Genomic DNA, 26,864 nt, shown 5'->3' with positions numbered 1-26,864 from the left:
ACTTCATCGGATTGAAGCCCCCGCTACGTACGTAAAAAGTGCACAAAGAATGCTGTTTCAACACTCTTTGTGCACCACTATTCTTCAATCACTCTTAACATTATTTAAAATAATCTGGTAATGTATATCCTTCAAATTCTTTTGTGGATGAGATGACAGCTTTAAATTCTTTCGAATGATAAGCATCAATAATATCCTTTACATATTGTTTCTTTACATTCTCTTTTTTCACTGCCACTACATTGATATAAGGTGACTCCATTTTTTCAAGTTGTAGTGCTGAAGTTAATTTTAAGCCACTAGATACGGCAAAATTCCCTTGAACAGCTACATAGTCTACATCTTGAAGAGCGCGTGGACCTTGAGCTGCTTCCATTGGAATGATTTTAATATTATATTTATTTTCTGCAATATCTTCCTGAGAAATTTTAATAGGATCTACATCTTTTTTTAAAGTGATCCAACCAATATCCTCTAAAATGCGCATTGCCCGTGTCATATTGACAGGATCACTTGGCATAGATACAGTTGTTCCTTTTTTAGCTTCTAACTTTTTATGCTTAGATGAATATAAACCCATTGGTGGTGTAGGGACCTGAACGGCACCTGTCAAATCAATATTTTCCTTATCATTGATTGATTCCATATATAATGTATGTTGAAAGACATTTGCGTCAATGGTTCCTTCTGCAACAGCTAAATTCGGCTGTATCCCATCTGTAAAATTCACGTACTTGATTTTATAGCCTTTTTCTTTTAAGATCGGTTCGATTCCTAATTTAAATTGATCGATATAAGGACCTGGATTAAAACCGATTTTCAACTGTTTATCATCTTTTTTATCATTCGTAGGCGCGTCAGCATTTTTGGATGAATTGCCACAGCCGCTTAAAATCGAAAGTATCATTAAAATACTAAATAAAATAACCCAATTCTTTTTCAATTTTTTTCTCCTCGTGTAAAAAGCATTATTTTTTTCATAGAATAATAAGTAAAACTATCTTTACAAATCAAAAGCATTTTGTTTTTGCTCGAATAACACACTTTTCGCTAATTGTGAAATGACGACATCATCTAACGGTGGATTGTATGCGCCACATTGCGCATCTCTAAATAAGCGTTCTAGTTTGTTTGATTTTGATAAACTTCTACCACCAACAATTTTCATGGCTTTTGAGACAATTTCTACTGTATTATTACAAATCAAAGATTTTGCTATACTGACTTCGTTTGCCAATTGATCCTTCTTTTCAGGCTCATGCTCTACTTGCGCAGCGATACTATACAAAATGCGGCGGGAAGAGTGATAGAGCAATTCGATCTCTCCTGCCTTTTGTTGCACATGTGCAGCGTGGTTAATCGTATCGCCAAGACTGTGAGAGTAAGTTTTTTTAGCAAATTCAAATGCATAGTCTCTTGCAGCGCCAGCAATCCCCAAATAAACTACAGGAATTTCTAAAGAATACACACGACCATGTGCTAAAAAACGATTGGTTTCATTTGGACGTTGACGATAGAGGAGTGCCTCATCGGGTACAAAAACATCCTTTAATAGAATGTCATGACTCCCCGTAGCACGCATTCCTAATGCATCCCAAGTGTTAATGATTTCTACTTGCTCGTTTTTTGTAATAAGAAATTCACCCGTAATCCCCTCATCTTCTAAATAAGCAATAATCATAAATTGCTGTAAAATCGGTGCTAAAGAGGCATAAGCTTTTTCTCCTTTAATAAGGTAACCTCCAGGAACTTTCCGAGCAATTGTTCCAGGAACAGCACCTCTAGAAATATTACCTTTGCCACGTTCGCTATTAATGATATTTAATAAGGAGCCTTCTTCGACAGCCTTACGACTTAACTCTGCAAACACAGGCTCTGGCCAAGATTTAGACTCTCTCACATTTAAAAATGTCAGTAAATTCCAACCAACTGATAATGCGGTAGAAGCATCACCTTTCGCAAGTTGTTCTTGGACAAGCAACATTTCATAAAGAGAAATTTCATCTCCACCATATTTCTTTGGAACTGTTAATTTAAAATAGCCAGCATCTTGCAGTATTTTAAAATGTTCGAAAGGAAATTCACCAGCCTCATCATATTGAGCAGCTGTTTTTTCAATTTTTGTTGCTAAATCTTTTGCATAATCTACTAATCTCTGCTCTCGATCATTGCGGATAAAAATATCTGTTGTCATGGTGTCACCTTAGTTCTTGTATACTGATTAACTGGTTTTACTACGCCTAAATGTTCACGTAAAGTATTGCCTTCATAATCTTTACGGAAAATACCTCTCTCTTGTAGAATTGGCACTACTTTTTCGACAAATGCTTCTAAATCACGTGGTAGAAGTGGGAATTGTAGCATAAATCCATCACATGCTTTTTCGTTGAACCAACGTTCCATTTCATCTGCTACCTGTTGTGGAGATCCGACGAAAGCATCTCTTTTCCCAACATTAAATAGACGTGCATATAAATCGCCCACTTTTAAATTTTCACGTTTAATAATATCGATCAATTCATTGAAATTACTTTGAATGCTATTTACTTCTGGATAATCCACTTCAATCGCAGGCGTATCAAGCGAATACTTAGAAAAATCGACATTCCCCATATAACCGGAAACGAATTTCAAGGCTTCATATGGATCTAGAAGATCTTGCAATTCCTTATGTCGCTGAATAGCTTCTGCCTCCGTATCGGCAACAACCGGTGAAATACCATGGAATACAACTAGCTCATCTTCGGAACGACCATGTTGTGCTAATTGGCTTTTTAATGTTTTATAATGTTCTTTTGCTGTCTTTATATCATCCCAATGAACGAATACGGCATCCGCTACGCGAGTTGAAAGCTTTTGTCCTGGTTTTGAAGCGCCCGCAACCACAATCACAGGATAACCTTGTGGGGAACGGGCAATATTTAATGGTCCTTTTACTGAAAAATGTTGACCTTTATAGTTCGCTTCATGTACTTTTTCACGGTCATAAAAAACACCGTTTTCTTTATCGTATACAAAAGCGTCATCTTCCCATGAATCCCATAAAGCGCGTATTACATCTGCAAATTCCTCTGCACGTTCATAACGCTTATCATGTTCAACATGTTTTTCACGACTAAAATTCAGTGCCGTTTGACCTGTTGCATCAGATGTCGTTACTAAATTCCATGCAACGCGACCATTACTGATATGATCTACTGACAATAATTGACGAGCCAATACATAAGGCTCACTATACGTAGTAGAAGCTGTCGCACCAAGACCGATTTTCTCTGTCGCGCTAGCTAAAGCCGTAATCTGCACAATTGGGTCAAAGCGATTTAAAATATGAGGATGCGATTCATGATTAATGGCTAAACTGTCAGCGACAAATGCAATATCAAACTTTCCCTTTTCCGCGATTTGTGCGGCTTTTTGAAGTGCTTTAATGTCAATGCTAGCATCTGCTTGTCCTTGTGGATGTCTCCATGCAGCAACATGCATCCCAGCACCGATCAAATATAACGACAATTTAATTTGACGTTTTTCTGACATCGTTCCATCGTTCCCTTCACTTAAAATTTGATCCTATTATTTTTTTTGTGAATAAGCATCTTTCCAAGTAGACAATTCATCTAATGTTAAATTGACAGGAATATAGTTGCCATTATACGTTTTCTTGATAAAATCAGATGTTTCTTTACTTTGGTAAATTTCAACGATTTTTTGATAGACTTTATTGTCTGCATCTTTTTTATCAGCAGCGATGATATTGATAAATGGTTTTGCTGTTTCATTTTCATGAATGATGGCATCCTTTAAAAATAGTCCTGCTTCTACTGCGACTCCATTATTAATAATGGCGAAATCAGTATCTTCTAATACACGTGGTAATGTTGCAGCATCAGCTGGCACGATTTTTAATTTTTTTGGATTATCTTTAATACGGTCTTTCCCACCATTTCCATCAAAATCGTCTGAAACTGTTAGAAGATTATTTTCTTGTAATAGAAGCAAAGCACGTCCCCAGTTTGATGGATCGTTTGGTACAGCGATCGTAGCTCCCTCTTTTACTTCATCCAACGAATGATATTTATTGGAATACATACCGAGCGGAGCAATGATAGTTGTTCCAATTGGTACAATATTTGTTTTGTTACTTTGATTAAATAAATCTAAATAGGCAATATGTTGAAAAGCGTTGATATCGATATCCCCGTCCGCTAATGATTGATCGGGATCCACTTGTGCAGATAATACAACTAGTTTAAGGTTAATATCTTCTTTTGCAGCTTGTTTTTTGATATATTCCCAAGTTTTGATCTCTGAGCTACGTATTCCTACCTTAACTGTCTTGTTATCACCACTATTTGCTTTTTTATCGTTGCTCCCGCAAGCAACCAATAAGATCGATAGTACAGCAACAACAAAATATAAACTCCATTTTTTCATGTTAGTTCCTCTTTTCTAAGATATATGTCTAAAATGTCTCTCTAATTTATTGCCAATCATTTGAATGAGTTGGACAAATACGACCAGTAATATGACGGTTACTAAAATAGTCATATCATCGAATCGTTGGTATCCGTATGTGATCGCCACATCTCCAAGGCCTCCGCCACCAACTGCACCAGCCATTGCTGTTGCGCCGATCAATCCAATCGTTGCAGTTGTTACACTTAAAATAAGTGAAGGAAAGGCTTCAGGAATTAAAAACTTTCGAATCACTTGAAAAGGAGTAGCCCCCATTGCCTTTGCGGCTTCGACGATCCCTCCATCCACTTCAAGTAAAGAATTTTCAACTAATCTTGAAATATATGGACCTATGTGTAAAACCAATGGAACGATAGCAGCCGTAGTACCGATTGCCGTACCCACGAGCAAACGAGTGAATGGTATGATAGCTACAAGTAAAATGATAAAAGGAATGGAACGGAATATATTCACAATTGGATTGACAATACCAAAAACCCATTTATTTTCTAGAATATGTCCTTTTCTTGTCACAACCAAAATAATCCCTAAAATAAATCCTAGAATTGCTCCAAAGAACAATCCAATGCTAACCATATATAAGGTTTCCCAGATCGCGTTTAGAAGGATCTCTGAACTCACTTCCATCTGCAATAACCTCCTCTATTTGTACATTTCTGTTCTTTATATATTGAACAGCTTTATCTGTCTCTGCTGAATCACCAATCATTTCGATGATCAAATTTCCAAACGGTACTTGTTGAAGTTCTGTAATATTTCCAAATAAAACACTGATGTCAACATTGAATTTTTTCGCTACCTCCGAAACAACTGGCTGTCCAACATCTACGCCTATAAATTTCAACTTGAAAATTCGTTCGTTTGGATTTGCTTGTTCAAGTTGTTCAAATATAGAGTCAGGAATTTCATCTCGTACAACAGATTGAACAAAGTTTTTAGTCGTTTGAGTTTTGGGATCAGAGAAAATATCCAATACACTGCCTGTTTCGACAATGCGACCTTTCTCCATAACAGCTACACGATTACAGATTTCATGTATGACTCCCATTTCATGAGTAATGATGAGAATGGTAATACCATATTCGATATTAACTCGTTTCAATAAATTTAAAATGGACTTTGTCGTTTGTGGGTCTAAAGCAGATGTTGCTTCGTCACAAAGCAAAATTTTAGGATTTGTAATTAATGCCCGTGCAATGCCAACACGTTGTTTTTGTCCACCAGATAATTGATTGATATAAACATTTGTTTTTTCTTCAAGACCAACAAATTCTAAAACTTCATTGACTCGTGACTTAATCTCTTCTTTCTTTACACCGGCTAGCGATAGCGGCATAGCTACATTATCAAAAACTGTTTTCGATTGAAGTAGATTAAAATGCTGGAAAATCATCCCGATTTTTTTCTTTTCTTTCCGCAATTCTTTTTTGGATAATTGTGTTAAGTCTTTACCGTCTACTAACACTTTTCCTTCAGTTGGTACTTCTAGTAAATTAACCGTACGAATCAATGTACTTTTTCCTGCACCACTGAAACCAATTACGCCAAAAATATCGCCTTTATTTATTTTTAAATTGACATGATCCAATGCACGAATTACTTGATTATGGATGTGATAATCTTTTGTTGTTTCGATAAACTCAATCATTCTTTCAACCTACTTTCTTTATCCCGCTTTAACGGGCAGTAAGATCCCCATCTCAAGATTTAAAGAGAAACGAGACAGATAGATGGGGATGAACTGTCGCATGCGTCCGATTAGTTTGGGCGGGCAGGATGTTTGTCCCTCAGGTGTTGCCACAGGACGTGGCGTTTTTAACCTGAGTTCCTCTAATTTCAGTGGGAGATGAAGAAAACCCCACTGCTGGAAGCTTCACTTTATCACAAGTTTCTAAAATGCAGGTACGACAGCCCCACTATATTTTGTTTCAAAAAACTTTCTAGCCTTTTCACTTGTGAGCCATTTCACAACGGTTTGAATGGCAGGGTCATCTTTTCGCTCAGGTAATGCAGCAATGATATTCACATATGGTGACTTGGCATCTTCAATAATAAGTGCATCTTTAACAGGATCTAAGCCGCCTTCTAATGCATAGTTTGTATTAATAGCTGCAGCATCAACATCTTCAAGAGAACGATTTAATAATGCGCCATCAACACCAATAAATTTAATTTTTTTATCATTTTTTGTAATATCTTCGGTCGTGTAGTCGCCTTCTTTTTTAGAATCTAATTCAATAATTCCATTTTGGGCGAATAATAATAAGGAACGAGAAAAATTAACAACATCTTTTGGTACTGCTACTTTCGCACCCTGCGGCAAATCTTTAATATCTTTAATTTTCTTAGAGTACACACCAAAAGGTTCGATATGAATTCCAGCAACACTTACCAAATTCAACCTAGCTTGTTTGTTGATTTCTTCTAAATAGGGGGTGTGTTGAAAATAATTAAAATCTAATTCACCATCTGCTGTCATTTGGTTCATTTGGATACCATCCAAGCCTGTTTTAATATCTAACTTGACACCATCTTTTTTAAGATCATCTGCTAAATACTCCAAAACCTCTGCATGAGGTACTGAGGATGCCCCTACTTTTAAGGTTGTGATTTTTTCTTTTGAACCATTATTTGCATCCTTTTTAGTAGAATCTGTAGCGGAATTAGTACAAGCAGATATTATAGTTAAAACGATCAATGTCAGGATCATTGCTATCCAATTTTTCTTCATTTACATCTCCTCTTTTCTCGTTGAAATTCAAATAAGCATCACTTCCATGTTAGGTAAAAATTAGAATGGAATAGACTAGGACTTTTATTTTTATTATTCTTATAAATTTACTATGTTTTTAGATAACAAGTATTAAGATCAGATTCATTAATCGATAAATAAATAGTTTTCCAATCCTCTATTTAGAACAATGATTACAGTCCTTTAATCAATACTGGCTTCTAGGACATACAACTTCTAATGAAGATGTCATTTCCACAAATTCTACAACCATTTGTTTTCATTTTGCTTTGTTTAACTTTACTCAAATAAAACCCTCCTCTAACATGATTAAACCACCCTAATCCTATATATCCTATTAGATTTATAAGATTTGTTTTGAATAATATCATATTGTCCCGTATTGTTCAATGCCTTTATAAATAAATAATTGATAGAAAAAATTAATTCATTGATAGAAATTTTCTATCAATGAATGAGGAAGATAGATTGAATATCGTTGATCCATCAATAAATCCACAAAAAAATCAATGAGAAATGAATAGCCTCTCTCATTGACTAAAAAGTAAATTTTTTAAATTTTTGTGATCATTTTTTACATGATGAATCATCCATTATTCGATTTTAAACTCATATTTTTTTTCAAATTGAAAATCGCCTTCCTTGAAAGTTCTTTCTACAAAAGTCACACGATCCTCTTTATCTACTAATAAAACAGTAGATGACCTAGTACCGTAATTCGGAATTTTTATAAACATAGGTGACAACAATCTTTCCATTTCCACCCCAACACCTGTGTGGGGTAATTCTTCATCATCTGCTGTTGAACGATCGGTTACAAGGTTAAAAAGCATATCGATACTCACTTCTTCTTGATTTGTTTGAATATATTCATTTAATCTTGCTCTACCCTTTACAACTTTTGGCCACGGTGTATTTAGGGAATGATTGCTTAAACTATGTGTGCCTGCATTTATATCTTTGGACTCATCCAGTACATTATTGTAGTGGTACAAACCATTAGGATCACCAAGTATAACATTGTAACCACCGTAATTTTTTCTTTCTTTTATGAGTTCTTCCATAAAAATGTCCGGTTCCGTACCATTTGTCAAAAAATGACGGATAATCTCGCCACGCGAATAACGACCTGTTTCTGGTAAACTGGGGTCACGATAATTTGTTATTGCTGCAAATCTGCCTTTTTTAGATATACCTAACCAAGTCCCCATTTGTAGTAAATCACGTCCAGCTAGTATATTGGGTTCATCTTCCCAGTAATGTGCTGGCTTTGTAGGCCGTTCATAAAACTCATCACGATTGGCAACAACTATTAATTTATATTTTGGATGATTTTGAAAATGAAAATTGACTAAACACATATTCCATTACCTCTTTGTAATTTTCAAAATTTCTTTTCATCTTACCAGTAACAAAGCATTTTGTAAAACAATTGATAGACTTACTGATATTTAAAGTAAAAGCGGCAAACTCGCATAGTTAAACACGATTTTCGCCGCCTATACGCCCTTATTCAAGATTTTGTCGAGCTATTTCAATCGCCTTTTCTTTCATCTTCTCAAATTTCGTTTTAGAGCTCTTTTTTGGAGATTTCGCTTTATTTTCTTCTGGAACTGAAAATTCTTCTCCTAATTCTTCATCATGTCCGTAGCTACCGTGAGATCTTGGAGTCATTTTATCAGGCATGCTATTTCCTCCCTTTTAATTGAATTACGCTATTAGTTTGCTTTGCATCTTACATTTTATACAAATCAAAAGAAAAAGGATTTGAATAAATTTCGTAATGCAGAATCCAGATAAAAAATGACTCATAAGCGATTGCTCTAACTCTGTTTATAAAAAAGCTTTTTCTCTCTATGTGGAACAGCCGAAAGAAAAGTCTTGCATAAATTTGTCTGCATGATAAGCTATATATGAAAACGAATTAGCACTAGGGGTGTCCCTATTTGAGGACTGAGACTGAACGGTCGTTCTAAACCCTTTGAACCTGATCTAGTTTACGCTAGCGTAGGGAAGTGAGTTAGGACAAATCATGTATGTTGTTCAACCCACTCTTCCTTTGAGTGGTTTTTTTATTGGCTTTTCAAGCAAATTCATCTCGTCACCTATTGAGGTGGGTTTCTCTGTACTTGCAGTTGCGTTTTCGTCGCATAAAACATATGCTCCTGCCACTTTGCATAAAACATTGCTGAAACAAGATCAACAATTAAATACGTTTAAATCTACTAGGGGCGCCCTTTGGCTGAGATTGTACCCTTTGAACCTGATCTAGTTCATACTAGCGTAGGAAAGTAGTTTCCAAGACATGGAATTTTATGTTTTATGAAACTGTTTTCTTTAAAAGGAAGCAGTTTTTAATTTGCAGTTAGAAAGGAGAAAAAATGACTGTCGTTTTAAAAAATGTATCTTATAGCTACACCAATGAGAAAAGGCAAAAAAATCTAGTTATTTCTCACTTGAATATGGAAATTAAAAATGGCGAATTTATTTCTATTATTGGTAGAAGTGGCACAGGGAAAAGTACCATTTTACGATTAATGACTGGTCTCCTTCAACCAGATGAAGGTGAGATTCAAATCGACCAAAAAGACATTTCACTAGGGGATGTCGGATATATGCCACAAAAAGATTTGCTGCTCCCCTGGCGCACGATTCTTGACAATATCATGATTGCTTCTGAAATTCAACAAGATGTACATATGACAAAAGAAGAAGCGAGCATCTGGTTACAACGTGTAGGACTTAGTGGATATGAGCATGTTCTACCAAAACAACTATCTGGGGGAATGCGACAACGTGCTGCTTTTTTACGTGCTTTATTGACAGGGAAAGATGTGCTATTACTCGATGAACCGTTTGGAGCACTGGATGCATTAACGAAAAAAGAAATGCAATCATGGCTATTGTCCATGTGGCAAGATTTAAACAAAACAATTGTCTTCATCACTCATGATTTAGAAGAAGCCATTTTTTTGAGTGATCGGATTTTGTTATTACATCCAGATCACCGTATAGAAGAAATTTCAGTACCCTTGTCACGTCCACGTAAACCGGAAATGCTTCTTTTCGAAGAAGCTGTGACATTACGTCAAAAGTTGGAGAAGAAGATTGCCAATGAAACCACTTAAAAAATTTTTTCAAACCTATCGTTTGTTTTTGTTATTTTTTATCATCGTACTAGCAATCGTAGAATGGCTTGTACGTGCAGACATTATACCAAGTTTTATCATTCCCACTCCAACTGGTGTTATACAGATGATTATTCATAATTGGCGTCCCTTGTTGATCGAGCATTTAAGTGCTACAATGCTTGAATTTATCATTGGATTTTCGCTTGCTGTTATAAGTGGCGTCCTTCTAGCTATTTGTATGTTTTTTTCAAAAACAATCGAAAAAATGGTTTATCCAGCAGTTGTCATCTCACAAATGGTCCCAATTATTGCACTATCCCCTATCTTCGTCCTGTGGTTTGGATATACCATTTGGAGCAAGGTCGCTGTGACGATCTTGATCTGCTTTTTCCCGATTGTAGTAGGAACTTATGATGGATTGAAATCATGCGATCAGGAATATATTGAGTTGTTGCGCTCAATGGGTGCAAACAGGTTTCAAATATTTCAAAAATTACATATTCCAATGGCTCTTCCCTCCTTCTTTTCAGGTTTTAAGATGTCGATCGTTTTTGCACTCGTTGGAGCAACCATCGGTGAATGGCTGGGAGCAAGTAAGGGATTAGGCTACTATAGTCGAAGAATGTCTGGCAATTTAAATGCAGAAGGTGTTTTTGCAGCCATTACCATTCTAACCATCGTGGGAATTCTATTATTTGCACTAGCTTCATGGATAGAAAAAAGAACAACTAATAAATGGAATAATTCTAACTAACAAATAGGAGTTGTCGAGAAATGAAAAAATGGTTAAATATAGTGATCCTATTGACATTCATCATAGTGGCTGCTGGCTGTAATGGAAAAGCGCAACCAAAGGAAGAGAATGGGAAGAAACTAGATAATATCAGTATTATGCTTGATTGGTATCCTAATGCTGTGCACTCAGCTTTCTATGTAGCTCAAGAAAAGGGCTATTTCAAAGAGGAAGGATTAAATGTCAAAATTGAAATGCCTGCCGATACAAATGACCCATTGAAGCTTGCTGCTACTGGAAAAGTAGATTTAGCCATTAGCTATCAAAATCAAACCATTTTATCCAAATCTGAAGGAATCCCAATTATTTCAGTAGCTGCACTTGTAAGGCATTCACTCGATGAATTAATGATGAAAAAATCATCTGGTATCCATTCACCAAAAGATCTAGAGGGAAAGAATGTGGGATACTCATCAAGTGAATTGAGTGAGGCTATCATTAAAACGATGGTAGAAGCGGATGGCGGTGATTTTAGCAAGGTAAAAATGACAGATGTAGGATGGGACTTGATACCTTCTGTTGCAACAGATCGTGTAGATGCCATTATTGGAGGATACATCAATCATGAATTTGTTCTACTAAACAAAGAAGGCTATGATATGAAAAGCATACAAAATAGCGATTATGATGTGCCCGATAATTACGAGCTAATACTCGTGACCGGTCAAAAAACATTCCATCAAAAAAGAGATGCTATTAAGAGATTTTGGAAAGCAGTTGCCAAGGGACAAGAAGAAGTGAAAAAAAATCCAAAAGAAAGCTTACAAATCCTACTTGATCATGAAAATGATAGCTTTCCATTGGATAAAGACGTAGAAACAAAAAGTTTAGAGATTTTATTACCACGTATGGAGGACGATGGTTTACCATTCGGCTATCAAGAAAAAGAAAGCTGGGAAAAAACCGAAAATTGGTTATTTAAAAAAGGTGTTATAAAAAATCATGTCAACATCAATGACGTAATGGATAATATCGTGTCAAAGTAGAAAACGAAGTAATCCATCATCCCTTTCCTTATAGCTGTTAAGGAATTGTTCTATATTTCTCCTCTATTCATAAAATGAACAAATGAAATTTTATGAATAAGGAGATAATGGCAAATGTATATTGTTCATTTTTATGAAAACAAGACAATTGTATTGAGTCAATACCGAGAAACATTACCTGCAATCAATGATCCTGTAAAAATAAAAGGACGCAAGGGAACTGTTGTTGATATCCTTACAACAGCAGAAAATAAATTTCATGTTCTAGTCGCTTTTGAAAAAGAGAAAATAAGGCCATCTCTTTCAAAAGAAATCGGTAAAAGAAGAAGATAAAGTGAAGCTTCCATCAGTGGGGGTTTTCTTCATCCCCCACTGAACTAAAGGAACTCAGGTTAAAGACACCACGTCCTGTGGCAACACCTGAGGGACCAACATCTTGTTGGCCCGAACCAATCGGACTTTTACGGGCAGTTGTTCTCCCACCTATCTTTCTCGCTTCTCTCTAAACCTTGAGGTGGGGGTCTTACTGCCCGTTAAAGCGGGATAAAGTGATACTCAGCCAGTGGGAATTCTCTTCATAATACAAAATGTTAGTTAAACGGAGTGGGCTTTTATTGGCAGTCGTCCCTCACTTCTCCTCTGCTTTTATTGGTGGTTTGTGCGTGGTTAACGCGGACAAATAGTTATCAGCAGAGATTGAAAAGCCAAGGAGGTCATTTTCCTTGGCTCTTTGTAGTGGGCAAAACATATCCTTATTATCCAATCACAATGACTTTTTATCCTTTTCCTCTAAAATAGGCAGAATGGTAGACTGTTTAACTTCTCGTAAAGCTAAGCTTGTTTGAATACGCGTAATACCTAATTTGTTCAATTTTCTAATAAAATTCTCTAATTCCTTACGCCCCTTATTCGCAACCTTTAACAAATAATCATATTCTCCTGTTAAGCAATGGCACTCTAAAATCTCTGGCATAGCAGCCAATTCATTCTCTAAAACTTCCAACTGTTTTGCTTGATGAACATTCGTGCTGATAAAGATAAAACATAATAATTCAAATCCTAATTTTTCTTGATTCAAAATAGCGACCTGCCGATTAATATATCCTTCATTTTCTAATCTTTTGATCCTTGCATGAATAGCAGGAGGAGATAAATTCACACGTTTAGCAATTTCTACATTACTGATTTGTGCATCTTTTTGTAAAATATCCAATACTTGTAAATCTAAATCATCTAATATTTTACTGACAATTGACTCCATCAAAACTCTCCCTTTCAATTCTTCAAAATCTCGCTTCGAAATATCGTCCAAACAAAATTAAATTTTGTATGTAGTATATTATTTTGATTATTATTTCAAATTAATACTATTATACAAAATTAAATTTATATATTAAAAAGAAAGTGTTAAAATTTTTAATATTAGATTTACCTGCTATGTTTATAAAGTGAAACTGCCATTAGTGGGGGTTTTCTTCATCCCCACTGATGGGTAGCTGATTCCCACCTATCTTCTCGTTTCTCTATAAACCTTGAGATAGGGAGCTTACTGCCTGTTAACGCGGGATAAAGTGAAGCTTCCATCAGTGGGGGTTTTCTTCATCCCCCTTTGATGGTTAGCTAAACCAATCGGACTTTTACGGGCAGTTCATCCCCCATCTATCTTCTCGTTTCTCTCCAAATCTTGAGATGGGGGTCTTACTGCCCGTTAAAGCGGGATAAAGACTTAGCGAACAACTTATTTTAGTTAGGAGAAATTCTTATGATAGAAGAAATAACATTTAGAGATGCAGACATTGAGGACTTACCTACAATCGTTGCCATTTATAACTCAACCATTGCAAGTAGAAAGGTAACCGCCGATACGGAACCTGTAACCATTGAAGAACGTATTCCATGGTTTCATGCACATAATTCTTCCAAAAGGCCTCTGTGGGTTGTAGAATATCAAGGAGAAATTTGCGGATGGGTTAGCTTTCAATCTTTTTATGGAAGACCTGCTTATGATGCAACAGCGGAGTTAAGCATTTATCTTCATGAAAAATCTAGAGGAAAAGGTATTGGGAAAATGGTATTGCAGCATGCTATAAATGCTTGTCCTCTTCTTCATATCCAAAATTTATTGGGATTCATCTTTGCACATAATAATGCAAGCATGCACCTTTTTTCCAGTCTTCATTTCGAACAATGGGCTTATTTACCAGGAGTGGCTGAATTGGACGGTATCAAAAGAGATTTAGTGATCATGGGCAAAAAACTCATTTAAGCAATAGGACCGACTTCGAATGAGTCTCAAGAGTTTTTTCACATTCGAAACTGTTCCGCTATAGACGGGCACTTTTCAGGATAAACATCCATATTCCTTCTGCATCGAAAGTGAAACAGCAGATGCAAGCTGCTTCAAGATCATGATCGACATTGTGCAGATCACAAAGCTGAAGCCTCGCCCGTCCAAACGGAAACATACCATTGAAAAGCCAAAAAAAGAATCATTCAGATAGATACGAATGGCACTCTTGTTACTTTTCGGATATCATACATAATCCTCTATGCTTCCCCATTAAAATGGGCTATACTTCCAACTTTCTAAAAATTGGAGTGTACGATTTCTCCCTATTTCAATTAAATTCTCTTTCGTTTCATCATCTAAGTCAAATTGGGTTGCACTATAATTTTCAACAGGGATAAAGATAATACTCTTTTCATGCGTCCTAGAAATATATCGCTCATCATGAGCATTCTTCATAGTGCTAAAGAGTGCCTCAAATAGATTCAGGCCGTTTTTTATTTTATGTGGATCTATATGATCTTTTGGACTACTTAATTTTAAACCGAGTATCGGACGTTCCTTACGATTATCTTCATCTTCAAACAGCCAAATTGGAAAATTGCTTAGGACACCGCCATCGACAACAATAGATTCCCCACCAGAAACTTTCAATTTGACTGGTTGAAAGAAAAACGGAACACCGCAACTCATCCTCAAAGCGCGTGATATTAAAAATTTCTCTGGATTTATACCATAATTTTCTAAGTCATCTGGTAAGACGATCATTTTACCGTTTGTTAAATCGGATGCAATCAACTTTAGTGCGCCTGCTGGCAAATCATCAAATGTGTATACATCCTTATCTGCAAGTTTTTCATAGAACCATTTTTCCAACGCTTTTCCTTGATAAAGACCCATGCGGAAGTAAAGATTGATCCATTTCATAAAAGGCAATGAGATCAATGTTCTAGGTTCATCTAGAAAAGTAGCCACATCTAATTCATCTAGCGCTTTTTCAATTTCATCTGCTGTATACCCAGCGGCAATAAAACATGCCATAATCGCACCTGCACTCGTTCCAGCAACACGGTCAAAATAAATTTCTTTATCTTCTAAAACTTGAAGTGCCCCTACTAAAGCGAATCCCTTTATCCCTCCACCGGAAAACACCCCATCTACTAGCAAAGCAATCCCTCCCGCTTTATACTCTTTACACTGTAAGAAAAATAGAGAAATTTTAGAACTTAAGTCGAAAAATTCCCGTGAATTTTTAGTAAACAATATTTTATTAATTATGATAAAAATAAAAGAGGGGATCAGAGGGGGATCGGGATAATTTGTGAACGTAAACGCAAAAAATTCTCTATCATTGTAACTCTTATATTGGTGGGAGTGAAGGCTTGCTCGAGTCCTCGAAAATGCATGCACATCTCCTTCGTACGGCTCCCCACTCGGTAAAAAGCACATTCAATCGATGTACCGCGGAAAAAACGAAGGAGTTGTAGCCCTTGAATGAGAAGAGGTATGGTGCACCATGTCCTGCAGCAATGATTCCATGACCAACATTCCTGTTGTCCCGAAGCGGCTTAAGCCACATTCCTGCAGGAAAGCGAGCAAGCTGTAGCACGACTATCAAATTATCTATATCAAAAATGGATAAAATAGGATAATCAACACACCTGTAAAAATAATTGATTTAATTTCAAATTAGTAATAAAATATTTACTAGTTAGAAGAGGTGAAATTATTTTGGAGAAAGAAATTGCAGAGGAATATATAGCTTTGATCCCTACTCTCTTTGACAGTTTCAGTGAACTAAACAAAGATGCTGCCGAATTAACGCATATGCAAAACCATGTCATTGAGTATATTTATATGCAACAAAAGGCATTAAACTTGAAAGAAATTAGTGCAGGATTAAATATGGCGAAGCAGCAGCTCACATTCATCATTCGTGATTTGGTAATGGATGGTTATTTGGCAAAAGAACCAGATCATAAAGACAAACGTGCAGTATTAATTTCATTAACACCTACTGGTAAGAAAACTCAAGAAGAAAAGTGGCAAAATATTTATCACAAATTTCATCAAAATCTTGGCAAGCTAAGTGAAGAAGAATGTCGCGACTTAAACTTTGCTCTTCATAAAGTGAACCAACTATTAAAAAAAATGGAGAGAAAGTAAATGACAAAAAGAGAACGTATTGAAATTATTGGAAGTGGTGTATTGTTCGGAGTAATATTTGGCACTATCTTTAATGATATGTACCATTGTTTGATCACTGGCATTGTTGTAGCATCTGTTATTATGGTGACGCTCAGTCAAAAGGCGAAAAAATCCAATCATTTTTTAAATGAATAATAAAGTGAAACTCCATCAGTGGGGTTTTCTTCATCCATATCCAATTGGTCTTATGCAGACAGTTGTTCCCAACTTATTTTCATGCTTTTTGCTGAAATCTTGAAATGATTAGCTTTACCCTATTGATTCGAGATAAAGCCAAAAAAAAGATCTATGCCTCTTTTTTATCCTGATACCATAACATTTTAAGCTATGAAAGAGGCTAAGATCTTTTTTTGACAGTACTTATCATTTTTCAAAATTCCATTATGACGAATTTAACCAATGGAAATCATACGTTCAATAGCAAGACTAGCTTGTTTAGCCGTCTCGGATGGAACTGTGATAATATGTTTATTTTCTTTCAATGCATCTAACACCTTTTCAAGTGTGATCATTTTCATATATGGGCACACAGCTTTTGGATTAGCGGGAACAAATCGCTTTTCCGGATTTTGTTTTTCCATTTGATGAATAATCCCTACTTCAGTTGCTACGATAAATTCATCCGTCATTGAATTTTTAGAATGCTTAAGCATATTTCCTGTTGAGAGAATGTATGTTTTATCCTTTGGCAGTACTCCCTCTGACTTTAAATACATACTAGACGTCGAACAGCCGCATTCTGGATGTACTAGCAGTTCAGCTTTAGGATGCTGTTTCAAAACATCTTCAACATCATGTGGAGCGATCCCTGCATGAACATGGCATTCTCCCATCCATATGTGCATATTGTCACGCCCTGTTTCATTTTTGACAAAAGAGCCAAGAAACATATCTGGTAAGAATAGAATTTCTTTATCTTCGGGAATAGATCGAACAATATCCACTGCGTTAGAAGATGTACAGCAATAATCGCTTTCTGCCTTCACTTCTGCAGTTGTATTGACATAAGCAACGACGACAGCAGAAGGATGCTGTGCTTTCCATGCGCGAAGTTGGTCCACTGTAATGGAATCTGCTAATGAGCATCCTGCTTCAAGATCCGGTAAGAGCACAGTTTTCTCTGGATTCAATATGGCAGCAGTTTCTGCCATAAAATGTACTCCACAAAACACGATAACATCCGCTGAAGTATTAACAGTGGCACGTGCAAGACTCAGAGAATCACCTAGCACATCTGCTATATCCTGAACTTCTGGAAGTTCATAATTGTGAGCAAGGATGATCGCATTGCGCTTTTCTTTCCATTCTTGAATTTCCTCAACTAAACGACTTTGCATTTCAATAACTGACATTTTAACGTTCCTTTCTATGATTACTACAAAACGAAATTTCCCTTGAGCTTTTTACGATGAATTTTATAGAACAGTACTTTTTAAACACCCTGTAGTTGATCTCATTTTTGTAAAAAAGCTTTTCCGTATACATTTGTGAGCAATTGTCATGAAAAATTTTTTCTTGTAGCTGGATGCGGAGATTCCACTGCCCATTCGAGATCAATAACGTAAGAAGGCATGCTCCCTCTTCGACTATATAGATGCAACCAATTCACGCTCATCATTTTGAAGTTCTACCTTGACACTGATATCGAGCGCTTTATAGGAATGCGTTAGAAATCCAAGCGAAATATAGTGAACACCCGTGTCTCGATAGCTTGCTAGATTACTTAATTGAATGCCTCCTGAAGCTTCTGTAATGATATGATTGGGAACTAATTGAATCATTTTTTTGATTTCTTGTGGCGTACGATTGTCGAACATAATAATATCTGCCCCTGCTTCAACCGCCTCTAAAACTTGTTCCTCTGATTCTGTTTCGACCTCGATTTTGACCATATGCCCAATATTTTCACGCACTAATGTCACCGCACGCTGAATAGAACCCGCAAATGAAATATGATTATCCTTAATCATGACGCCATCATATAATCCAAAGCGATGATTATACCCTCCTCCACAACGAACTGCATACTTTTCGATCATTCGAAGTCCAGGCGTTGTTTTTCTAGTATCGCAAATCCTCGTATAGGAACTATTAAGTGTTTTTACAGCTTTTTGTGTTAAAGTAGCAATGCCACTCATTCGTTGAACAAGATTCAGAATGACTCTTTCCCCTTTTAAAAGTGAAGAAATATCTCCAGAAATAATGGCTAATTTCTGTCCAACATCAATCGGCTCCCCATCTTTAACAAAGAGTTCGATGCTAATTTGATCATTTAGAATTCGAAAACCTGTACGCATGATCTCTTCCCCACAAAAAATTCCTTTTTCTTTTGCTAGAAAAACAATTTTTCCTGCTGTACTGTCTGGAAAAATCATATCCGTTGTGACATCTTGCTCACCAATATCTTCGATCAAAAATCGCTCAATCAACGAGCGCAGTTTCAATTTGTTCATGATAGACATCCTTTCCCCGATCGCATTTCTGTATAATCGTTTTCTTACACCAATTGTCGTTATCTTCATATGGGAAATCACTTCTAAAATGTCCCCCACGGCTTTCTGTCCGCTTCAATGCCGAATCAGTTATAAGATAGGCGGTAATATACATAAAAATGGCTGTAATATCTGGAACTGAATAGGCATCAAGCTCTGAAAAATCATTTAGCTTTAACCGTTTCAACCAATTTTTTTGTTCTTCTAAAAGTTCTTTTGTACGAACAATTCCTACTTTCTTCATCATCATTTCTTTTAAGATTTGAACATCTGGCAACAATGTTTCTTTTTCTTGAATAGCAGGAATGTCTTCTGCAAACTCAGGATTTGGATGTTGATCCAAGCTGGTATCGATCCATCTTGCTAACTTTTTGCCTTGATAAAGTCCCTCTAAAATTGAATTACTAGCTAAACGATTCGCACCATGGAGACCTGTACATGCAGCCTCTCCAATTGCAAACAATCCATTGATGGACGTGCATCCTATTACATCTGTTTTGATACCACCCATCAAAAAATGACAACCTGGGACGACTGGAATTTTCCCATCCGCTATCTGGATATGATTTGCTTCACAAATAGCCGTGATGGAGGGAAATCGCTGCTGGAAATTTTGGATAGATTTTATATCCAAAAATACATCACGGCCTTTTTCAATGGCGTTAAAAATAGTTTGGGAAACGATATGTCTTGGCGCAAGGTCTTTCAATGGATGGACCCCCTGCATGATTGGAGTCCCGTCTTCTGTGATGATAATAGCCCCTTCTCCTCGAACCGCCTCTGAGATTAGTCCTTTTGTCTCTCCATCTTTATACAATAAAGTTGGATGAAATTGAATAAACTCCATATCAGCAATTTCAGCACCCGCTAAATAAGCCATCACAATCCCATCACCAGTAACAGTTGGAGCACCTGAAGCAAAAGGATAAAGTTGACCACAACCACCAGTGGCAAGCACTACAGCATCTCCATAAAAAAAGCGAATTGTTCCATCTGGATCTTTTGCTTTTACACCAACGCATTTTTTTGACCTTGAATCAATGATCAACTGATAAGCAAAAATATTTTCCTCTACCTCGATATTCTCTGTTAGTCTGCTCATTAAATGCTCTATTACATTTTTCCCTGTTGCATCGCCACCGCTATGGACGATTCTCTTTTCACTATGAGCTCCTTCTAATCCTAGAAGCAATGAACCATCTTGCGCCTTATCAAAAATATGGGCTTGTTTAGAAAACTCATCAATGAGAGGCGGCGCTTCATTCAATATCTCACAAACAGTTTCTTCGTTATTATGAAACCTTCCTGCCTCAAGCGTATCAGCAATATGTTTTGATGGATCATCTTGGCTTCCCATTGCAGCAGCAATTCCACCCTGTGCCATATAAGAATTTGTGTTCTTTATTTGTGATTTTGTGATTATTTTTACGCTTTTCTCATGGCTAAGTGAAGTAGCCAATTGTAAGGCTGCAACTCCACTTCCAATAATTAGAACATCATATACTTCCATGATGTGCGCCTCCTGTGTTTACAGATGTCTTGACACATATATTTACACAATTTTAACTTAAAAACAAGGTTTTTATATAAAAAGATCCTTTTTTCTTCTGGAAAACCATTCATTTTTGTTTAATTGAACCTTTTTGCCATAAGAAAATATCCAGTTTATTTTTCATAACAACAGCAACTGTTTATAAAATGAGACTTCACTAATGAGTTTTCTTCATCCCACATTGTAGATTAATTAAAACAATAGAGCTTTAGTAGAAATTGTTGCTACATTTCTTTTGCCGCTTGTTACTTGCATCTTGATACGTAATTTATTTCCTGCGAAATAAATGCTTGCCATCAAAACTGAGGCATGAAAAAAGAAAGGAAAAGCTTTAACCCGGATCTCCATAAAAGATCGTATGAGTGCGCTTTATTCTAAAACTGACCTTATCATTTTATGTTAAAGTGATACTTTTAAATAAGCCAGTTTTTTGCTAACGTTATCAGTAAATTTAAAAAGTAAAGAAGGTTTATAACCATGCAAAAAACACAGAGTTATTCAAACTCGCACTCACAAACTTTTAATGTGATTTTAACCGCAATGCTTATTGCTCTTGTATTTGTGGCTACTGTTTTTTTAAATATCAAACTTCCTATTGCCTCTAATGGAGGGCTTGTTCATCTTGGCACAGCTATGCTTTTTATCTCCTCTTTTTTATTTGGACCCAAAAAGGGAGCAATTGCTGGCGCTGTCGGAATGGGGTTATTTGACTTAATCTCTGGTTGGACATTATGGGCACCATTTACAGTTATAGCTCGTGGTCTACAAGGCTATATTGCAGGAAAAATTGCTTGGTCGAAAGGTCGCAAAGGCAACAGCGTCGCTTTCAATTTACTTGGTGCCATCCTTTCTGCTCCAGTCATGTTAGCTGTCTATTATCTATGTGAAGGAATTCTATATCATAATTGGATTGCACCAGTAGCCTCTATGCCTGGTAATATCGCCCAAAATGTTATCGGAATAATCGTCTCCATTCCTGTTTGTATTGTGTTAAAAAAGGTGCCTATGTTTAAATAAAAATAAAAATAAAGTGAAACTTCCATCAGTGGAGGTTTGACTGCCCGTTTATTCTTATAAGGCAAAATTTCATGATGTTTTCCTCAAGCAAAGAATGAACCGTCGCTTACTATTTTCGCTCTTGCTTGTTTAGGATAAAAAAAAGTCGATTTACCCAAAGTGGTAAACCGACTTTTTTGATCCTAACTGCATTACTTTATATCATGACATTCAGTATCTAGAAACCTTATATAAAGATTCTTCCTGTTCTTTTAAGCCATGTTCATCAAAAATCTCAGTTAATTTTTCTTTGACTTCCTCTGATGTCACAATACAGCTAATTGAAAAAATCCTCTTTTTTATGATTAATTCATAACCTTTGTTGACCTCTTTTGAAAATCCATAATACTTGTGGTTCCTGTCAATGGGAACGAAATAAAATGATTTTATTTTTCGCCAAGCAACATAGCGACTACCTGTTAACAATCCGTCTTCTGCAATTGCAAATAGATTTAACAAATTGTGTGCATTAGATAATGGAAGTAATAACAATAAATAAAACGATCCATCAAATTGTGTGTAAAATGCCCCAATGATAAACATGGTTATAGTTAATAGCAACACAAATGAATAGATAATGATTTCCATCTTTTGCTTTGAATATGTGGGAAGGTTTATGGGTTTTTGCGGATACTTTCGGATTGCGCTAAACTCTTCATTTGATGTCGGAAAAATAATGTTTTTCCTCATTTTGAATAAGAGTTGGATAAACATATAGGTATAGTATCCAATGATCATTAAAAATAGAAAGTCTAAAATAAGTTTCAAAATCATAATTCTCCTTTTATTTTCTCTAATTTCTAAATTTATATGAGCGTATTTCATACACAACAGTATTTTCCAAACTTCTATTCTATATACTTTTGCCTATAATATCATAAATTATCCCTATAAATGCAAATATTTTACCAGGCGTCTTGATTATCCAATTTAATCTATAGAAATAGGGAGATTCGTTGATTGCAACGAAGGCTTGCTCGCTTTCCTGCGGGCAAACCTTAAAACAATGTTTACTACCTATTGTTGTCGTATAAAAAAGACGAATCGGTACGCCTCACATACTAATTATTTATACAGATAGTTCCAAGGTTATTTATTTTCTATAAGCCATATTTTTATGCATATATTACTATTTATATCATATACATGAATATCATATGTTGAAATATTGTATGGAAGGAGAATGTCTTGGAGATACATATTGTGCGTAGAGGAGAAACACTTTGGCAAATTGCTTCCCAATATCATGTGGATATCCAATCTATTATTCAGGTGAATCAATTAGAAAATCCAAATGAGTTAGTAGTGGGGCAATCTTTGGTTATTCCAACCTCAGGAAGGACACATATTGTTCGTTATGGAGAAACCTTATGGCAAATCGCCCATCAGTATGGTACAACTGTGCAAGCCATTGTCCATGCAAATCGAATCCCTGCTGGAGCTATTCTATATGCTGGAACACCTTTAATCATTCCTAGAACGAAAACAACGATCGAATCCAATGCTTATACGTATCAATCTCCAGAAGAGGGCGCACAATCGATTAAAGAAGTTGGCGATCTACTGACCTATATGAGCCCCTTCGCTTATAAAGTAAAAGAAGATGCCACATTAGAACCTTTTAATGATGATGCTATACTGGATGCTGCCAAATCAAAGCAAGTGACGCCACTCATGTCGATTACTAATTTTACAGCTACTGAAACGGGCTCTAATGTGGCACACATCATTTTATCCAATAAAGATCTAAGAGAAAAGACCATTGAGAATGTTTTAAAAGTGATGGATGCCAAAGGTTATAAAGGATTAAATATTGATTTCGAAAATGTTTTACCTGCTGATCGAGAAAATTATAATACTTTTTTACAACTAGCTGTTGATCGACTTCATCCAAAAGGTTATTTTGTTTCAACAGCACTTGCTCCAAAAACAAGTGCTGATCAAGGAGGACTACTATATGAAGCTCATGACTATCCTGCACATGGCAGAATTGCAGACTTCGTTATTTTGATGACATATGAATGGGGTTATCGTTTAGGACCTCCGCAAGCCATTTCTCCAATTGACGAGATCCAAAAAGTCGTTGAATATGCATTATCGGTCATACCAGCCAATAAGATTTTTTTAGGCTTCCAAATTTATGCGAGAGATTGGAAAATCCCTCATGTTGCGGGGCAAGAGGCTGAAACCTTTAGTCCACAAGAGGCGATTCAACGTGCAGCAAAATATGGGGCTACTATTTATTTTGATGAAACCGCGCAATCACCATACTACCGCTATGCAGATGAAGATGGGCAACAGCATGAAGTTTGGTTTGAAGACGCTAGAAGTGCACAGGCAAAATTTGATCTGATCAAAAAATTCAATCTAAGAGGCGTTAGCTATTGGGCATTAGGATTCCCTTTTCCTCAAAATTGGGCGTTATTGAACACCAACTTTACGATCAAAAAAACAACATAGCGATTTCAGGGGTAGTTCAAAATCCGGTACAACCGATGATTAGAGCATACCCTTTTTGTTATTCTCGTATTGTCATGACAAATTCAAATTCCTTTAAAGCATAAAAATTATGTATCAATTGAAAAAAGTCCTATGCAAATGAATTGCACTGGACTTGATGTCATAAAGAAATATATTTTCCCCTATTCAGCTTATTTCAAATAAAATAATCCACCATTAATAATTTCCATTTTGACCTTGGCGTTATATCTTTCTTCTAAAGCTTTTGCTTCAATTTCGTAGCAATCCGGCTTTTCTTCTGTATCTTGATAAAAATATTCCAATACTCTTTGATCTCTTTTCCATCTTTTTTTTGCTTCTTCTATCCATGTATGATCGTCTAATTGGATGGTATGTTGAATCACTGCATCCAAGCGATTGATTGCTCGTACCGGCTTGATGATATATTGCAGAGGGATCGCCTTTTGTGGAACATCTGAAACTAGATCGATTTGAGTAACGATATCATGAAAGTCCTCAATAATCTTACCTGTCATCAAATTAATTCCTAAAGAGTAAAGCGTTTCTTTCGTTTTATCGCTAAAGTAAGACACTTTATAATTGACACCTAAATAGGGCGTTAAGATGGACGGATCGTCATATATACTTAGTCGTTCAAACATCTGTACATATGCACCCAGCTCCTTCGTAACTTCAAATAGCTGGTTCAAACGATAGGAACCAAAGTGAATCACTTCACCTTTTACATCATCTTTCAGATTATTTTGATCTGATATCAGGGTCAATTGAGAGGGGGATGGGACTCCGTTTGTACTTTCAATATATTTCCAGTAAAAAGGTCGATTCATGATCCTCTTATCCATATCAATGGTTAACTGTACAGTTAAATACTGCTCGCCTTCTTCTATAACTTGACAATCTGTTTCTTGAAAAAAATCTTTTAAATATCTGTGAACTTGTTTAGGAAACATATTTTCCTTCCTTCCTAAGTTTCTTACCCTATTTACATGGACTTTTTAAGCGCTAAAATTTCATCTAGTTCGCCTACCGCTTTTTCAAAAACATCAATTTTTGTTTGAAGTAAGTCTAAAATATTCTGCTCAATGGTATCAACAATAACAAGATTATAAATTTGCACATCATGTTCTTGTCCAAGCCTATGAACACGCCCGATCCGTTGTTCTAATTTCATCGGATTCCATGGTAGATCATAATTGATCACATGATGGCAGAATTGAAGGTTGATACCTTCTCCGCCCGCTTCTGTTGCGATCAAAACTTGTGCCTGCTCCTGAAAAAGTCGTTTCATATAATCTCTTTTACTTTTACTGAATTTCCCGTTAAATAGGACACTTTTGATTCCTTTCGTATGAAGAAACCATTGGAGATAAATTTGACTTGCACGATATTCTGTAAATATAATGACCTTATCATTCGCTTTTGAAATAATCTCATATGCCTTTTCTGCCTTCGCGTTAATCTCCAATGACATTAACTTCTCCATCATTTCTTTTACAAACTGGATACTATCTTCATCACTACAGTTTTGGCTCATATTTTCTAATGTCAAACTACAAGCTTCCTTACTACTACACATTTCCTTTTGCAAAGTAATCATGGAAAATGTTTCTGAAAAGACAGATGACACATCCCTCAATTGAGGAAACATCTCATACACTTCTCTTTCTTCTTTTGTAAAATGAACGAGGATGTTTTGAACACAACGATTTGTCCATTCTATGCCTGTATCCTGTCTTCGATTTCTCACCATCACTTGGTTGACCAATTCTTTCAAAAATTCATCGTTTTCGAAATTGTGCTTACTCGCTGAAAAGGCTCTTTGAAATACATCGAAATTTCCAAGATGCCCTGGTTTCAGTAAAGAAATAAGATAAAATAATTCAAAAACATCATTTTGGATCGGCGTAGCCGTTAGTAACAAGCAAAATTTTTTCTTCAAACTTTGCACAAATTCATAAATTTTCGTTTTGTGATTTTTAAGTTTGTGGGCCTCATCAATAATAATCATGTCGTAATCCTGATCATAAATGAGTTCTCTGTGGGGACTTTTTTTAGCGGTATCCATACTCATAATAACAATATCGATATGTTCTAATGAGCATCTCTTTTTATACGGAGTGGCTGGAATATAAAATTTGTTGTTCAATTCTTCAGCCCATTGATTAATCAGTGAAGCCGGCGATAATATTAATGCTTTTTTCACAAGTCCTCTTATGAGATATTCTTTCAAGATCAAACCTGCTTCAATGGTTTTTCCAAGTCCTACTTCATCCGCCAATATCGCCTTTCCATTCATTTTTTCAATGACAGTCTGAGCAACATCTAGTTGATGAGGAAGAGGAGTTAAGTTAGGTAAGTATTTGGGAGATTGAAGTCCTGTAAATTCAGTGATAAGATTTGCTTTTTCAATTTCGTAACACATATTATATAATGTCCAACTGTCCCAATTATGTTGCTCTAATCTTTCGGCAAATCCTTCTTCCCAATCAGGCGATCTTTCAATCATCATGATCATCACCTCAATTATTATTCTTTCATTTAACTTGTCCCAAAAAGCTTTAACTATGTTTATTTCATGAAAAATAAATAAAAGAATTATTTTGAACATTTTTATGTATGTATACAAGACAAAAAACTAAGTAAATAAACGATG

The 26,864-nt window shown here is 36.0% G+C and carries 26 protein-coding genes and 2 riboswitches; of the genes, 9 read left to right on the top strand and 17 right to left on the bottom strand.

Features of this window, described 5'->3' with window-relative positions:
* Positions 1–100: 100 nt before the first annotated feature.
* The 9 genes from FEU33_RS05815 to FEU33_RS18705 form a co-directional block, all read right to left on the bottom strand.
* On the bottom strand, positions 101–943 hold the full coding sequence (locus FEU33_RS05815) for a MetQ/NlpA family ABC transporter substrate-binding protein (protein ID WP_146548473.1): 843 nt from the start codon (positions 941–943) through the stop codon (positions 101–103).
* A 60-nt stretch (positions 944–1,003) separates the two neighbouring features.
* The gene (locus FEU33_RS05810) at positions 1,004–2,194 is read right to left on the bottom strand and encodes an acyl-CoA dehydrogenase family protein (protein WP_146548472.1); all 1,191 of its coding nucleotides are present in this window, start codon (positions 2,192–2,194) and stop codon (positions 1,004–1,006) included.
* Positions 2,191–3,534, bottom strand: a complete 1,344-nt coding sequence (locus FEU33_RS05805; RefSeq protein ID WP_146548471.1) for an LLM class flavin-dependent oxidoreductase — start codon at positions 3,532–3,534, stop codon at positions 2,191–2,193. Before FEU33_RS05805 ends, FEU33_RS05810 begins: the two co-directional genes overlap by 4 nt.
* A gap of 36 nt (positions 3,535–3,570) precedes the next feature.
* A complete protein-coding gene (locus FEU33_RS05800) occupies positions 3,571–4,431 on the bottom strand; it encodes a MetQ/NlpA family ABC transporter substrate-binding protein (protein ID WP_146548470.1) in 861 nt (286 codons plus the stop codon).
* A gap of 15 nt (positions 4,432–4,446) precedes the next feature.
* Positions 4,447–5,100 (bottom strand): methionine ABC transporter permease, encoded by a 654-nt coding sequence (locus FEU33_RS05795; RefSeq protein ID WP_146548469.1) that lies wholly within the window; start codon positions 5,098–5,100, stop codon positions 4,447–4,449.
* Positions 5,042–6,121, bottom strand: coding sequence for a methionine ABC transporter ATP-binding protein (locus FEU33_RS05790; protein WP_146548468.1), 1,080 nt, complete (start codon positions 6,119–6,121; stop codon positions 5,042–5,044). The genes FEU33_RS05795 and FEU33_RS05790 overlap by 59 nt, the downstream gene beginning before the upstream one ends.
* Before the next feature lie 243 nt (positions 6,122–6,364).
* Positions 6,365–7,204 (bottom strand): MetQ/NlpA family ABC transporter substrate-binding protein, encoded by an 840-nt coding sequence (locus FEU33_RS05785; protein ID WP_146548467.1) that lies wholly within the window; start codon positions 7,202–7,204, stop codon positions 6,365–6,367.
* A gap of 614 nt (positions 7,205–7,818) precedes the next feature.
* Positions 7,819–8,586, bottom strand: coding sequence for an NRDE family protein (locus FEU33_RS05780; RefSeq protein WP_146548466.1), 768 nt, complete (start codon positions 8,584–8,586; stop codon positions 7,819–7,821).
* Between the two features lie 148 nt (positions 8,587–8,734).
* Positions 8,735–8,911: a hypothetical protein gene (locus tag FEU33_RS18705; protein WP_186725742.1), complete on the bottom strand. Its 177-nt coding sequence runs from the start codon at positions 8,909–8,911 to the stop codon at positions 8,735–8,737.
* A gap of 236 nt (positions 8,912–9,147) precedes the next feature.
* Positions 9,148–9,256: riboswitch (TPP riboswitch) on the top strand.
* A 186-nt stretch (positions 9,257–9,442) separates the two neighbouring features.
* Positions 9,443–9,532, top strand: a riboswitch (TPP riboswitch).
* A 74-nt stretch (positions 9,533–9,606) separates the two neighbouring features.
* Here FEU33_RS18705 and FEU33_RS05775 point away from each other — a divergent pair.
* The 4 genes from FEU33_RS05775 (at position 9,607) to FEU33_RS05760 (ending at position 12,468) form a co-directional block, all read left to right on the top strand.
* A complete protein-coding gene (locus tag FEU33_RS05775; protein WP_146548465.1) occupies positions 9,607–10,353 on the top strand; it encodes an ABC transporter ATP-binding protein in 747 nt (248 codons plus the stop codon).
* Positions 10,340–11,110 (top strand): ABC transporter permease, encoded by a 771-nt coding sequence (locus FEU33_RS05770; protein ID WP_146548464.1) that lies wholly within the window; start codon positions 10,340–10,342, stop codon positions 11,108–11,110. Before FEU33_RS05775 ends, FEU33_RS05770 begins: the two co-directional genes overlap by 14 nt.
* 20 nt (positions 11,111–11,130) lie before the next feature.
* Positions 11,131–12,135: an ABC transporter substrate-binding protein gene (locus FEU33_RS05765; protein WP_146548463.1), complete on the top strand. Its 1,005-nt coding sequence runs from the start codon at positions 11,131–11,133 to the stop codon at positions 12,133–12,135.
* A gap of 114 nt (positions 12,136–12,249) precedes the next feature.
* On the top strand, positions 12,250–12,468 hold the full coding sequence (locus FEU33_RS05760; protein ID WP_146548462.1) for a hypothetical protein: 219 nt from the start codon (positions 12,250–12,252) through the stop codon (positions 12,466–12,468).
* A 430-nt stretch (positions 12,469–12,898) separates the two neighbouring features.
* On the opposite strand, the gene FEU33_RS05755 is transcribed toward FEU33_RS05760, so the two are convergent.
* Complete coding sequence (locus FEU33_RS05755) at positions 12,899–13,396, bottom strand: Lrp/AsnC family transcriptional regulator (RefSeq protein WP_146548461.1); 498 nt, start codon at positions 13,394–13,396, stop codon at positions 12,899–12,901.
* A gap of 501 nt (positions 13,397–13,897) precedes the next feature.
* Here FEU33_RS05755 and FEU33_RS05750 point away from each other — a divergent pair.
* Entirely contained in the window at positions 13,898–14,401 is a 504-nt protein-coding gene (locus FEU33_RS05750; protein WP_146548460.1) for a GNAT family N-acetyltransferase, read from the top strand.
* A gap of 294 nt (positions 14,402–14,695) precedes the next feature.
* Here the strand turns inward: FEU33_RS05750 and FEU33_RS05745 are convergent, their stop codons facing one another.
* A complete protein-coding gene (locus FEU33_RS05745; RefSeq protein ID WP_146548459.1) occupies positions 14,696–15,589 on the bottom strand; it encodes a patatin-like phospholipase family protein in 894 nt (297 codons plus the stop codon).
* 564 nt (positions 15,590–16,153) lie between these two features.
* Between FEU33_RS05745 and FEU33_RS05740 the strand changes: the two genes are divergently transcribed.
* Entirely contained in the window at positions 16,154–16,588 is a 435-nt protein-coding gene (locus FEU33_RS05740; protein WP_186731329.1) for a MarR family winged helix-turn-helix transcriptional regulator, read from the top strand.
* Positions 16,589–16,765, top strand: coding sequence for a hypothetical protein (locus FEU33_RS18700; RefSeq protein ID WP_186731328.1), 177 nt, complete (start codon positions 16,589–16,591; stop codon positions 16,763–16,765). It abuts the gene before it with no gap.
* Positions 16,766–17,022: 257 nt separating this feature from the next.
* On the opposite strand, the gene nadA is transcribed toward FEU33_RS18700, so the two are convergent.
* The 3 genes from nadA to nadB form a co-directional block, all read right to left on the bottom strand.
* Positions 17,023–17,982, bottom strand: a complete 960-nt coding sequence (nadA, locus tag FEU33_RS05735; protein WP_146548457.1) for a quinolinate synthase NadA — start codon at positions 17,980–17,982, stop codon at positions 17,023–17,025.
* Positions 17,983–18,216: 234 nt separating this feature from the next.
* On the bottom strand, positions 18,217–19,083 hold the full coding sequence (gene nadC / locus FEU33_RS05730; protein ID WP_146548456.1) for a carboxylating nicotinate-nucleotide diphosphorylase: 867 nt from the start codon (positions 19,081–19,083) through the stop codon (positions 18,217–18,219).
* The gene (gene nadB, locus FEU33_RS05725) at positions 19,052–20,632 is read right to left on the bottom strand and encodes an L-aspartate oxidase (RefSeq protein WP_146548455.1); all 1,581 of its coding nucleotides are present in this window, start codon (positions 20,630–20,632) and stop codon (positions 19,052–19,054) included. The genes nadC and nadB overlap by 32 nt, the downstream gene beginning before the upstream one ends.
* 519 nt (positions 20,633–21,151) lie before the next feature.
* On the opposite strand from nadB, the gene FEU33_RS05720 reads away from it, so the two are divergent.
* Positions 21,152–21,691, top strand: a complete 540-nt coding sequence (locus FEU33_RS05720; RefSeq protein ID WP_146548454.1) for an ECF transporter S component — start codon at positions 21,152–21,154, stop codon at positions 21,689–21,691.
* A gap of 210 nt (positions 21,692–21,901) precedes the next feature.
* On the opposite strand, the gene FEU33_RS05715 is transcribed toward FEU33_RS05720, so the two are convergent.
* Positions 21,902–22,498: a hypothetical protein gene (locus FEU33_RS05715; RefSeq protein ID WP_146548453.1), complete on the bottom strand. Its 597-nt coding sequence runs from the start codon at positions 22,496–22,498 to the stop codon at positions 21,902–21,904.
* Positions 22,499–22,918: 420 nt separating this feature from the next.
* Between FEU33_RS05715 and FEU33_RS05710 the strand changes: the two genes are divergently transcribed.
* Complete coding sequence (locus FEU33_RS05710) at positions 22,919–24,190, top strand: glycoside hydrolase family 18 protein (protein WP_146548452.1); 1,272 nt, start codon at positions 22,919–22,921, stop codon at positions 24,188–24,190.
* 191 nt (positions 24,191–24,381) lie between these two features.
* Here FEU33_RS05710 and FEU33_RS05705 read toward each other — a convergent pair whose 3' ends face one another.
* Both FEU33_RS05705 and FEU33_RS05700 read right to left on the bottom strand, forming a co-directional pair.
* Positions 24,382–25,161 (bottom strand): YqhG family protein, encoded by a 780-nt coding sequence (locus tag FEU33_RS05705; protein WP_146548451.1) that lies wholly within the window; start codon positions 25,159–25,161, stop codon positions 24,382–24,384.
* Positions 25,162–25,193: 32 nt separating this feature from the next.
* The gene (locus tag FEU33_RS05700; protein ID WP_186731327.1) at positions 25,194–26,720 is read right to left on the bottom strand and encodes a DEAD/DEAH box helicase; all 1,527 of its coding nucleotides are present in this window, start codon (positions 26,718–26,720) and stop codon (positions 25,194–25,196) included.
* Between the last annotated feature and the right edge of the window lie 144 nt (positions 26,721–26,864).

This window comes from Rummeliibacillus suwonensis (assembly GCF_007896435.1).
GTDB classification, from domain to species: domain Bacteria; phylum Bacillota; class Bacilli; order Bacillales_A; family Planococcaceae; genus Rummeliibacillus; species Rummeliibacillus suwonensis.
The sequence above is the reverse complement of the archived record's forward strand: the minus strand, read 5'-3'. Positions and strand labels throughout refer to the sequence as shown.